The organism is Terriglobales bacterium (assembly GCA_035691485.1).
Taxonomy (GTDB): Bacteria; Acidobacteriota; Terriglobia; order Terriglobales; family Acidobacteriaceae; genus JAIQGF01.
The window spans coordinates 1-11611 of the sequence record DASSIZ010000004.1; the positions used below are offsets into that span (position 1 = coordinate 1).

Annotated in this window: 11 protein-coding genes; 8 read left to right on the top strand and 3 right to left on the bottom strand. The window is 62.2% G+C overall.

Annotated features, from left to right (window positions below; all coding sequences use genetic code 11):
- A partial coding sequence (locus tag VFI82_00480) for a histone deacetylase (protein ID HET7183129.1) occupies nt 1-546 on the top strand: 546 nt, incomplete at its 5' end.
- 67 nt (nt 547-613) lie between these two features.
- On the opposite strand, the gene VFI82_00485 is transcribed toward VFI82_00480, so the two are convergent.
- Nucleotides 614-919: a DUF507 family protein gene (locus VFI82_00485; protein ID HET7183130.1), complete on the bottom strand. Its 306-nt coding sequence runs from the start codon at nt 917-919 to the stop codon at nt 614-616.
- The gene (locus VFI82_00490; GenBank protein HET7183131.1) at nt 919-1197 is read right to left on the bottom strand and encodes a DUF507 family protein; all 279 of its coding nucleotides are present in this window, start codon (nt 1195-1197) and stop codon (nt 919-921) included. Before VFI82_00490 ends, VFI82_00485 begins: the two co-directional genes overlap by 1 nt.
- Nucleotides 1198-1359: 162 nt before the next feature.
- Here VFI82_00490 and VFI82_00495 point away from each other — a divergent pair, with 162 nt between their 5' ends.
- The 5 genes from VFI82_00495 to VFI82_00515 all read left to right on the top strand — a co-directional run bounded on the left by VFI82_00495 (nt 1360) and on the right by VFI82_00515 (nt 7357).
- Nucleotides 1360-1671, top strand: coding sequence for a BMC domain-containing protein (locus VFI82_00495; protein ID HET7183132.1), 312 nt, complete (start codon nt 1360-1362; stop codon nt 1669-1671).
- A 91-nt stretch (nt 1672-1762) separates the two neighbouring features.
- Nucleotides 1763-3574: an aldehyde dehydrogenase family protein gene (locus VFI82_00500; GenBank protein ID HET7183133.1), complete on the top strand. Its 1812-nt coding sequence runs from the start codon at nt 1763-1765 to the stop codon at nt 3572-3574.
- A 27-nt stretch (nt 3575-3601) separates the two neighbouring features.
- Nucleotides 3602-4069 carry a hypothetical protein gene (locus tag VFI82_00505; GenBank protein HET7183134.1) on the top strand — a complete coding sequence of 156 codons (468 nt, stop codon included), beginning with the start codon at nt 3602-3604 and terminating at the stop codon, nt 4067-4069.
- 81 nt (nt 4070-4150) lie between these two features.
- The gene (gene recJ, locus VFI82_00510; protein HET7183135.1) at nt 4151-5896 is read left to right on the top strand and encodes a single-stranded-DNA-specific exonuclease RecJ; all 1746 of its coding nucleotides are present in this window, start codon (nt 4151-4153) and stop codon (nt 5894-5896) included.
- 144 nt (nt 5897-6040) lie between these two features.
- Nucleotides 6041-7357: an aspartate aminotransferase family protein gene (locus VFI82_00515; protein ID HET7183136.1), complete on the top strand. Its 1317-nt coding sequence runs from the start codon at nt 6041-6043 to the stop codon at nt 7355-7357.
- A 133-nt stretch (nt 7358-7490) separates the two neighbouring features.
- On the opposite strand, the gene VFI82_00520 is transcribed toward VFI82_00515, so the two are convergent.
- Nucleotides 7491-8363 carry a universal stress protein gene (locus VFI82_00520; GenBank protein ID HET7183137.1) on the bottom strand — a complete coding sequence of 291 codons (873 nt, stop codon included), beginning with the start codon at nt 8361-8363 and terminating at the stop codon, nt 7491-7493.
- Nucleotides 8364-8630: 267 nt separating this feature from the next.
- Between VFI82_00520 and VFI82_00525 the strand changes: the two genes are divergently transcribed.
- A complete protein-coding gene (locus tag VFI82_00525; protein HET7183138.1) occupies nt 8631-10112 on the top strand; it encodes an MFS transporter in 1482 nt (493 codons plus the stop codon).
- Between the two features lie 152 nt (nt 10113-10264).
- Nucleotides 10265-11611 (top strand): amino acid permease (locus tag VFI82_00530; GenBank protein ID HET7183139.1); only part of this gene is annotated, 1347 nt, incomplete at its 3' end.

Consider the following 11611-nt stretch of genomic DNA (forward strand, 5'->3'; position numbering starts at 1 on the left):
CGCGCCATGACCGTGGATTGCGACGTCCACCAGGGCAACGGCACCGCCTTCATCTTCCAACGCAAGCCCACGCCCGGAGATCCGCTGCCGTCGGCCGGTGGGGCCACCCTGCGCCGCACCGAGAATGGCTCCATCCGCCAGACCCAGGCCGACGACGTGTTCACCATCTCGCTCCACCAGGAGCACAACTACCCGATGTGGAAGCCGGCCTCGTCGATCGACGTGAACCTGCCCGACGGCACCCGCGACGAGCAGTACCTGGCCTGGCTCGACAACGCGCTCAGCTCCGGGTTCCGCCACTTCCAGCCGGACTTGATCTCCTACGTCGCCGGCGCGGACCCCTACCGCGAGGACCAGCTCGGCGGCCTGGCCCTTAGCATTGAAGGACTAAAGAAGCGAGATGAACTGGTGTTCCGCGTAGCCCAGGCGCGCAACATTCCCGTCATGGTGACCCTCGCCGGCGGCTACGCGCAAAACGTCGAGGACACGATCACCATCCACTGCAATACCGTGGTGGCGGCGCAGGAAGTGTTTGGGAATTTGTAATTGGAAATTCTTAATTTGTAATTTTTCCCATGGTTTGGGACAGACGGAAATTTCAAATTACAAATTTTCAAATTCCGTGTTTTTTGACTTCCTCGTTGTAGTACTTGCGGTAGAGGATGTCCCACTCCTGGCTGCCCTCGAGGATGGTGCGGCGTTGAGATTCGATCTTGCGCCGGGCTTCCTGGTCGATCCTCTTTTCCTGGAGCAACAGTTCTTCCAGCAGGCGGCGAACTTCCAGGCGAACGCTGTTCTTTTCCTTGAGTAACTTCACGTTCTCCATGGCTTCGAGCGCCTCGGTGATATTGCGCGCCAGCACGTTCATCTTGTCGCGGCTGATGCGATAGGGCTCTTCCGACTTGATGTCGACGCGCACTACAGCACCGCCTTGTACTTGCGGACCAGTTCGTTCTTCACCTTCTTGAACATCTCCTGATAGTTGGCGCCCGTCTTGCGCATTTCGTCGGAGTAGGTTTCCAGGATGACGCGGACCTCGTCGTTGATGCGGTCTTCGAGCGAAAGTTCGTCGAGCAGGGCGCTGTGGACGCGCTCCGTCATGGCAGGCAGCGCCGCGGTTGCGATGAACTCGCCCTTCACCAGTTTTTTCGAGATCTCGCGGGCCAGGTAGCCCACATATTCTTTGGAGAAGACCATGAGCGCGCAATCATGCGATATAAAACATTGCAGTTTAACACAGCGAGCGAGGGTGTTTTTCCGGGTGCAGCGTTGACCCGTTTCGCCCTGCGTAGTAAGGTACGCAGGCACTCGTACTGGTGAAGCGCGGCACGGCCGGCGCGCGGGTTTCAGGGAGCCAACATGATGGAAGCACTGGGAATGATAGAGACCAAGGGCCTGGTCGGCTCGATCGAAGCCGCTGACGCCGCGGTAAAAGCCGCCAACGTGCAACTGGTTCATAAGGAATACATCGGGGCGGGGTTTGTAACCGTGATCGTCCGCGGCGACGTGGCCAGCGTAAAGGCCGCCACCGATGCCGGGGCCGCCGCAGCGCGTCGCGTCGGCGAACTGGTAGCGGTGCACGTGATCCCGCGTCCGCACGGCGACCTGGAGAGCTCAATGCCGATGATCAGTGGTGCCGCGCCCAAGACCAAGAAGGCAAGCGCCGACTAAAGTTCAATGGGGTGATTGTGTAATCGGGTAAAGCGCCGAACCATTCGGTCCCCGCGTTACACAATGACCCGATTACCGATATCACTTTTCCGTGGCCCAAGATCCCACATCTTCTGTTGCCGTTGCCGCCGCGCCGCAGAGCAAAGACGAGCGCTCCGTCGCCGAGGCCCGCGATTTGATCGAGCGCGCCTACAAGGCGTTTCTCGAATTCCAGGGCTTTACGCAAGAACAAGTGGACCGCGTGGTGGACGCGGTGGCCGCCGCCGCTACCGCGAACGCCGAGAAGCTGGCGCGCATCGCGGTGGAAGAGACCACCTACGGCGTGGTCGAGCACAAAATCCTCAAGAACCTGTTTTCATCACAGCGCGTGTACGAAGCGATCCGGCCGCTGAAGACGGTGGGAGTGGTGCGCGAGGACAAAGGCCAGGGCATCATCGAAATTGCCGTGCCGGTCGGTGTCGTAGCCGCGATCCTGCCGTCCACGAACCCGACATCGACCGCGATTTACAAAATCCTGATCGCCATCAAGGGGCGGAATGCGATCGTGCTCAGCCCGCATCCCACAGCTCTGCGCTGCAGTTGCGAGGCGGCGGCGATCATGAGAGAGGCTGCGGCGAAGGCGGGCGCGCCGCCGGACGTGATCTGCTGCTTCAACACGCCCAGCCTTCCGGGAACGCAGGAGTTGATGAAGCACCGGCGCACGAGCGTCATCCTGGCTACGGGTGGCATGGGAATGGTGCGCGCCGCGTACAGTTCGGGCAAGCCGGCCTTCGGAGTAGGCCCGGGTAACGTGCCGGCGTTCATCGACAAAAGCGCCGATCTGCCCAAGGCCGTGGCCGACGTTGTCTTCGGAAAAACATTCGACAACGGGACCATCTGTTCCTCGGAACAGGCGATCGTGGTGGAAGAATCGCTGCGCGAGCCGATCCTGAAGGAGCTGGCAAAAAACGGGGCACACCTGCTGAGCCGGGAAGACGCCGAGAAGCTCGGCAAGCAAATGGTGAACACGGAGACACACACGATCTGCCCCAAGTTCGTGGGCAAGACGGGCGCGAAAGTAGCGGAACTGGCCGGCCTGCACGCTCCGGCCAATGCGCGTCTGCTGGTGGCGGTGCTGGATAAAGTCGGGCGCGACGAGCCTCTCTCTGCGGAAAAGCTTTCGCCGGTACTGGCGCTGTACCTGGAGAAGGACCGCGCGTCGGCGATGGCGCGTTGCGTGGAACTGTTGCGCTTCGGCGGCCTCGGCCACACCTGCGCCATCCACGCCAAGGATGACGCCGTCATCCGCGAATACGGCATGAAGATGCCGGCCTATCGCGTGGTGGTGAACAGTCCTTCGCCGCAAGGATCGATAGGATCGTCCACCAACCTGTTTCCGGCGATGACGTTGGGATGCGGCGCCGCCGGCGGCAACATCACCTCGGACAATATCTCGCCGCTGCACCTGATCAACCTGCGCCGGATTGCTTATGAGGCAAGGCCGGTAACCGCGGTTTCCAGTTTCCAGGTGCCCGTTGCCGGCGGCACAGCAGCTGCGGCGGTGAGTTGCGGTGCGTGCGCGGCGCCCGCCCAGGAAGCTGCGCCCGCCGGAACCGGGGTGAACTGGTCGGTGGCGCGCGCGGTGGACCGATTTCTGGCAGGCAAGCACGGCGGAACATCTGCCCCGGCGCCTTCTGCCAGTTCCTCCAGTTCCGTGGCTACACCAGCGCCAACCGCGACCGAAAAGAAGGGTGCGCCGGCCGCGGCCATGCCTAAGCCTCGTCCGGTTGACTTTGTGAGCGAGGCGGAAATCCGCGCCGCGGTCAAGCGCAAGTCCAAGATCCTGGTGGGACCCAAGACGATCATCACGCCAGCCGCGCGCGACCTCGCCGCGGAGTATGATGTACTGGTGAGAGTGGATTAAGTGCCTAGACTGCCACGCTTATCCATCATGCAAGACGACCTGACCACCCTGAAAGACGACATGACGGCCTTTATCGAAGGGCACGGCATGCGCCGCTTCCACGGCTACGTCAGCGACGAGGTCACCAGCGTCATGTGGGACCCGCGCGACAACGTGGACAGCTGGAAGGATTTTGTCGAGCTCGCCAAGGCGGCGGGCGCACCGTTCCTGACAATGAATGATGTCGTTCTCGACCGCGAGGACGTGGACTACCTGGTGGAGCGCCTGCGGAACTCCAATTACACGAATGAAGAGGACGTCGAGGAGGCGCGCTGGCTGCGCACCTACATCGGAAAGACCGGGTTCGTGCAGTTGGGCTGGCCCTACCAGAGCACGATGTTCCTCTGCGAAATTTCCACGGAATGGTACGACCGCTATCAGCGCCTGCTCGATGCCGCCGAAGAGTATGGCGGCATCATGATCGACGAGCCGGACGATCCCGACGAGGAACGCTAAGCGTAGCTCGCAGCTGGGGGCGGCCAGGCTCGGGCAAACGCCTCACAGCGTCATCCCCGCACTCCGTGATAACGTTCTCCCGTGCGCTGGCAATTGCGAACGGCCGATGAATCGCAAGTCACCCGGTTGGCGGAAGAGACCAAGCTTCCACCGGTGGTCGCGCGCTTGCTGGTTGCACGCGGCATTTCCGGCGGGGCAGCGGCACAGCGATTCCTGCGTCCGTCAATCGATCAACTGCACTCGCCACTCCTGATGCTGGGCATGGCCAAGGCCGCCGAGCGGCTGCGCCGAGCCATCGCCAATCGCGAGCAAATCCTGATCTACGGCGACTACGACGTGGACGGCACCACCGCCGTCGTGATTCTGAAGACCGCGATCGAGCTCTGCGGCGGTAGCGCCGATTTTCACGTGCCTCATCGCATCCGCGAAGGCTACGGCATGAAGGACGACGTTATCGAGCGCGCGGCGGCGGCTGGCGTGTCGCTGATCATCAGCGTGGATACGGGTATCCGCGCCTTCGCCGCCGCGGAGACGGCGCGACGCGCCGGGGTGGACCTGGTGGTCACCGACCACCACTTGCCAGATGAGCATGGCGTGCCGCCGGCGCTGGCGGTGCTGAACCCGAACCAGGCAGGGTGCGCGTACCCGTGCAAGGCGCTGTGTGGCGCGGGCGTGGCATTCAAGCTGGCGCAAGTGCTGCTGGAGGAGACGGACCGCGCGCGCCTGCTGCCGTCATTCCTCAAGATGGTGGCGGTGGCCACGATTGCCGATGCGGTGCCGCTGGTCGGGGAAAACCGGGTCTTTGCCAAGCTGGGGCTCGATGGCCTGCGCCATCCGGTGAATGCGGGCCTGAAAGCGCTGCTCGAAGTCGCGTCGCTGAGCGCGAAAAAGCTGGACGCCACCGACATCGCGTTCCGCGTCGCTCCTCGCTTGAACGCCGCCGGAAGAATGGATGTCGCGCAGGACGTTATCGAGCTTTTCAGCGTGAAAGACGCAGACCGGGCGCGCGAGATCGCGGCGCGGCTGAACCAGCTCAATGCCGACCGCCAGGAAGAAGAGAAGCGCATTTTCAACGCCGTGGAGGAGCGGCTGGCTAGCGCGCCCGAGGTCAGGGATAGCTACTGCCTGGTCATCGACGGCGACGAATGGCATCGCGGCGTGATCGGCATTGCCGCCACCCGGGTGGTCGAACGCTACGGGCGCCCGGCGCTGGTTCTGTCGCGGGAAGACGGCGAAGCGTACGGCTCGGGCCGCTCGATTCCCGCCTTTCACCTGCTGGACGCGTTGGAATCTTGTCGCGGGATGTTCACGCGCTTCGGCGGTCACGCTCATGCGGTCGGTTTTTCGCTGCCCTGCGATCGCGTATCGGCACTGCGTTCGGCGCTCGATGCCTACGCGCGTGAGCGGCTGACGCCGGCCGACTTCGAGCGCGTGCTGGACTATGACGGCGAGTTGCCGCTGCATGAGGTGACACCCGCCATCTACGAATCGGTGCAACGGCTGGAGCCGTTCGGCATGGGCAATCCCGAGCCGGTGTTCGTGGCGCGCGGCGCTCGCGTCGCCTATCCGCCTAAGATCTTGAAAGAGAAACACGTCAAAATGCGCCTGGCCATCGGCGCCGGAAAGCAGGCGCGCGGAATTGATGCGCTCGGTTGGCGCATGGCGGAGCAGGTGCAGCAATCATCGATTCTGGCGGGTGATGCCGTGGACGTGGCGTTCACACTGGAGCTCAACGATCATCCCGAGTTTGGCGGCCTGGAGCTGCGACTCGAGGATATTGTCAGGGTAAAAGCGGAAGTAGCGGCCACGATGGCGACTTCGGGCTAGTTCACGAACATCAGCCTTTCCGGCAAAGGCTCTTTCTCGGGGAATTGTCTTTGGTTCGTGCGGCAGCGCGCCGTGCCCCGCGCGTGCCAAGTGCTGCTCGCGGTGCTATAGTTCCGGGTCTGCTCATCCCTCTGTGAGGCGCCCATGACCCGAGACGAAATCATCGCCAAATACAAGCAATATCTGTTCCCATCCGTAACCACCTACTTCACTGATCCGCTGGTTACCGATCATGCCAGCATGCAGCACTTGTGGGACGTGGACGGCAAAAAGTACCTGGACTTTTTTGGCGGGATCGTAACCATCTCGGTGGGGCACGCGAATCCGCGGGTAACGACAAAGATCAAGGCGCAGATCGACAAGCTGCAGCACGCCTCCACTGTCCTGCCGAATGAAGCGATCGTGGCCCTGGCAGAGAAGCTGGCCAAGGTTGCGCCGGGCGGGATCAGCAAGTCGTATTTCACCAACAGTGGCACGGAGGCAAATGAGACCGCGGTGCAGGCAGCACGCACTCATACCGGGCGCTTCGAAATTGTCGCCCTCCGCCACGGATATAGCGGGCGCTCGCAGACCGCGCAATCGCTCACCGGGCAATATACCTGGCGCGCATCGCTGCCGGCGGCATTCGGCGTGGTGCACGCGATCAATCCTTATTGCTACCGGTGCCCGTTCGGATTGAAGTATCCCGATTGCGGGGTGAAGTGCGCACACGACGTGGAGAACGTAATTCAGACGTCGACCTCGGGGGCAGTTGCGGCATTCCTGGCGGAACCGATCCAGGGACTGGGCGGGTTCATCACGCCGCCGCCGGAGTATTTCAAAATTGTTTTCAACATCGTGAAGAAGTACGGCGGCGAGTTCATCAGCGACGAGGTGCAAACCGGGTGGGGCCGCACCGGGAAAAAGTGGTTTGGCATCGAGCACTGGGAAGTGACGCCGGACATCATTACCGCCGCCAAGGGCCTGGGCAACGGCGTGCCCATCGGCCTGACCATGACGAAACCGGAGATTGCCAACAGCTTCAAGGGGCTGCAGATTTCCACCTTCGGCGGGAACCCGGTGACGTCAGTGGCGGCCAAGGCGGTGATCGACATCATCGAAGAAGACCGGTTGATGGATAACGCGCACACCGTCGGCCAGCACTTTCGCGATGGACTGGAGGTGCTGAAGGACAAGTACGAGTTGATCGGCGACGTGCGAGGCATGGGCCTGATGCAAGCACTGGAACTGGTGAAGGATCGCAAGTCGAAAGAGCCGGCGCCGCAGGAGACCAATCGCCTGCTGGACGAAGCGAAGCGCGCGGGCCTGATCATCGGCAAGGGCGGGCTGTACGGCAACGCGATCCGGATGTCGCCGCCGCTGAACATCAGCAAGGCGGATGTGGATGAAGCAATTCGCGCGCTAGACAAGGCATTCGCAGCAGTCACGCAAGCGCAGCCCACCACAGCTGCAGCGCGCTAAGCCGGCTTTACCGGCTTTTAGCTGTTAACCAACACATTCCCGGCCATCGATTGTTCGATGGCCGTTCGTGCGTCTTGCGGTTGTTTCCAGAACGAACTTCACGCTCGAAGCGTCAACGGCGGATAGCTACGAGCTAGGAGTTAAGAGCTATTTCGGCGCCGAAGGATTTTGGGCGGATCATCGGAATGGCATAGCGCACGCTCATCACCGGGCAAGCAAGATGCTGGACGAGTTTGGGGAGCAGCCAGCCGAGTCCGGGCGCGAGCATCACCAAGTCCGCGGATTCCCTCTGCGCCAGCATGACCGTGACCTGCTCCACGGTTCCGATTTCGAAGATGGGCGCAACGCCCTCGCGATGGGGTACGAGCTTGCTCAGCCAGGAACGCTCCGAGTCATTCCCGCCGCCATCAGGTCGCAGGGAATGGGCGATCCAGAGGCGGGCGCCGAAGCGGTTGGAGAATTTGGCGGCGTAGCTGATGCCCGCCGCAGCGCCGGCATTGGCGCCCGTGGCCAACACGATGTTGCGAAAGCCGCCCTCCTCCGTGGCGGGCGGGTTAGCGTCGGAGCGAATCGTAAGTACGGGACAGGGCGCGGTTTGGGCCAGTTGTTCCGCCACCGAGCCAAGCAGCAGATGGCGGAGCCTGTGTCGGGAGCCGGCGCCGGTCACGATCAGGTCCGCCGAATGCTCCTGGGCGAAGCGGATAATCTGCGCAACGGCGCTGCCGTGGCGAAGCGCCGCCTGCACGCGGATGCCGTCCCATTCTTTCGACCGCGTCACTTCGTCCAGGAGCTGGGTAGCGTCGATACGGCTTTGCAAGGTCACTTCGGGGCAGATTTCCCAAGGCTGAATTTCAATAACATAGAGCGCATAGACGAACGCCCCGAAAACCCGGGCCAGCCGGGCGGCATGAGGGAGCGCCGCCTGCGAGGCCGGGGAGAAGTCGCTTGCAAAAACTATGCAACGAAGTGCCGGTCCGGCATCTAACGACCTAATCGAGGGGGGCATCGATATGTCTCGGCGCGGGGGCCAGCCCGCTTACGACCATGGTCGGCGTTCGCCCGGGACAGCGGAAATGATGCAAATCACGCGGGGATGTGATACAACTCACGTCCACTAGTGCGGGGGGCTGCTGCCCCCCCAGGCCCAATCCCAGTTCCGGCGCGGTTTTCGGCGCCGCCGCAGTTTTTGGCCTGGAGCGTCAGCAGTGTTGATGGCCGCCCATTCGACTACAAAACTTTGCCGGGGTCGGAACCCGGTTCCCAGGAGGAAGGCATGGGCACAGCAGTTGTAGGCCGCGGTGCGACTCAGGAATACAGCATCTGGAGAGTGATCATGGCGTCCGCCGTCGGCACTATGATCGAGTGGTACGACTTCTACATCTTCGGCAGCCTGGCTGCCGTGTTGGCGGTTAAATTCTATCCGCCGGGCAACGACACCTTTGCGTACATCGCCTACCTGGCGACGTTTGCCGTGGGGTTCGTGGTCCGGCCCTTCGGCGCGTTGTTCTTTGGACGAATCGGCGACCTCGTCGGGCGCAAGTACGCCTTCCTGGTCACGCTGGTTATCATGGGCACCTGCACCGCGCTGATCGGGGTCATGCCCACGTATAAGACGGCCGGCTGGTTTGCGCCCATCCTGCTGATCGGGTTCCGCGTCCTACAAGGTCTGGCGCTCGGCGGTGAATACGGCGGCGCAGCCGTATACGTCGCTGAACACGTACCCGACCGCAAGCGCGGCTTCTACACCAGCTTCATCCAGATCACCGCAACCTTGGGGCTGTTCATCTCCTTGCTGGTGATCCTGGCGGTGCAGAACTCGATGAGCAAGGAGGATTTCTCCGCCTACGGCTGGCGAATTCCGTTCCTGATTTCCATCGTACTGGTGGCCATCTCGCTGTACATCCGCCTGAAGATGAAGGAATCGCCAATCTTCACGCAGATCAAGACAGCGGGGATGACTTCAGTGGCGCCGCTGAAGGAAGCCTTCACCAAGAAGGAGAACCTGAAGCGGGTCGCGATCTCGCTGTTCGGGGCGACGGCCGGCCAGGGCGTGGTGTGGTACACCGGGCAGTTTTTCGCCCTGTTTTACATGCAGGCCATCCTGAAGGTGAACCCGACGCTGGCGAACAAGATCATCGCGGTAGCGCTGCTGATCGGCATGCCGCTGTTTGTGGTGTTCGGGGCGCTGTCGGATAGGATCGGAAGAAAAAAGATCATGATGGCGGGATGCTTGCTCGCCGTGATCACTTACATCCCGATCTACAAGGCCATGGAGGGCGCGGCCGGCAATCACGTGGTGACGGTAAAATCCACCAAGAACAAGGTGACGGGTGCCATCAGCCTGACCCCAATGACCACGGATCCGAGCGGGAACCTGGTGGCGGCGAAAGAAGCGGCGAGCCCGAACGTGCCGCTACTGGTGCTGCTGGTATTGATCCAGGTGGTCTACGTCTGCATGGTATACGGCCCGATCGCCGCATACCTGGTGGAGGCGTTCCCGGCCAAGATACGGTACACGTCGTTGTCCTTGCCCTATCACATCGGCAACGGCGTGTTCGGAGGATTGCTGCCGCTGATTGGCCTGTCGGCCTGCGCGGCAACGGGGAACATCCTGGCGGGCGTGTACTACCCGATGGCGATTGCCACCATGACCTTCATTGTCGGCAGCCTGACGCTGAAAGAAACACACGGCATCAAAATCTGGGACGAAGTCCAGGAGACACCGAAGGCCGCCGCAAGCCGCGTGCGCGCTTAACGGCAAGACCTGGTATGGAAGGCCGCGGGAGCGAATCCCGCGGCTTTTTTTTTGGCATGGCCGGCACGGTGGAATGAATTCCGCTGCTCCACCGCCCAGCGGATATACTCTCCCCACTTCGTGGGGGATTTTTGAGCCCGGAAAAGCTTGCTGTGGCCGACATCTCGTCCGCCGTAATGGACAAGGAAGCCGGACTTCACCGGCAGTTGTCGTCGCGCCAGTTGGCGATGATCGCCATTGGCGGAGCCATCGGCACGGGGTTGTTCCTGGGCAGTTCACTGGCGGTGCGGCTTGCCGGGCCGGCTGTAATCCTGACCTTCGTCCTCGGCGCTGTGGTCACGCTGCTGCTGATGGGGGCACTATCGGAGATGGCGGTGGCGCACCCCACGGCCGGCTCTTTCGGCGTGCACGCAGAGATTTACCTGGGGCGCTGGGCCGGATTTGTGGTGCGCTATACCTACTGGGCGGTGCAGGCGATTGCCATCGGCGGAGAAGCGACGGCGGTGGCGGTGTACTGCCGCTGGTGGTTTCCGAATGTGCCTTCATGGTTGTGGATCGTGGGCTTTTCGGCGGGCCTGCTGTGGGTGAACGCGCGCAGCGTCGGCAGCTTCGGAACCTTTGAATACTGGTTCGCGATGATCAAGGTGGTTGCGATCATCCTGTTCATCGTGTTCGGCGCGGCCATGCTGCTGGGCATTGGACATCCAGCGATCGGCACGCGGAATTTCACGGGCAACGGCGGCTTCTTCCCGCACGGATGGAGGGGCACGTGGTTCGCCCTGGTATTTGCCATTTACGGCTATATCGGCGCGGAGATCGTGGCGGTGACCGCCGGCGAAGCCAAGGATCCAGAACGCGCCGTGCCGCGCGCCATGCGCTCCATGGTGGGACGGCTGATCCTCTTTTATATCGGGTCGATGATCGTGCTCATCGGCGTGGTGCCATGGAACCGCATTCAGCCCGGCGCCGACGTGACCGCCAGCCCGTTCGTCACCGTGTTCGCGGTGATGGGAATTCCGGCGGCGGCGCACGTGGTCAACTTTGTCGTGCTGACGGCGGCGCTGTCGAGCATTAACTGCAATTTCTACCTGGTCACGCGCATGATGTTCTCGCTGGCGCGCGGCGGATACGCGCCGGCAATCTTCGGGCGGGTCTCGACGCAGGGCACGCCGGTGAACGCGTTGCTGATCTCGACTTTTGGGCTGGCGCTGGCGACCGCGATGGCCGCTCTCTACCCGCGAACCGCGTACGTGTACATGTTCGGCATCGCGTTGTTCGGCGGGCTGTTTATCTGGCTGATGATCTTCATTACCCACCTTCCATTCCGGCGAAAATGGGAGGCGAGCGGGCGGCCGCCACTGCCGGTGCGGATGCCGGGTTATCCCATCACCACCATACTGGGCGCCGCGTTTATTGTCGCCATCCTGACGACCACCTGGTGGGTGGAAGGGATGCGGGTGACGTTGTTGGCGGGAGTGCCATGGCTGGCGTTCATCTCG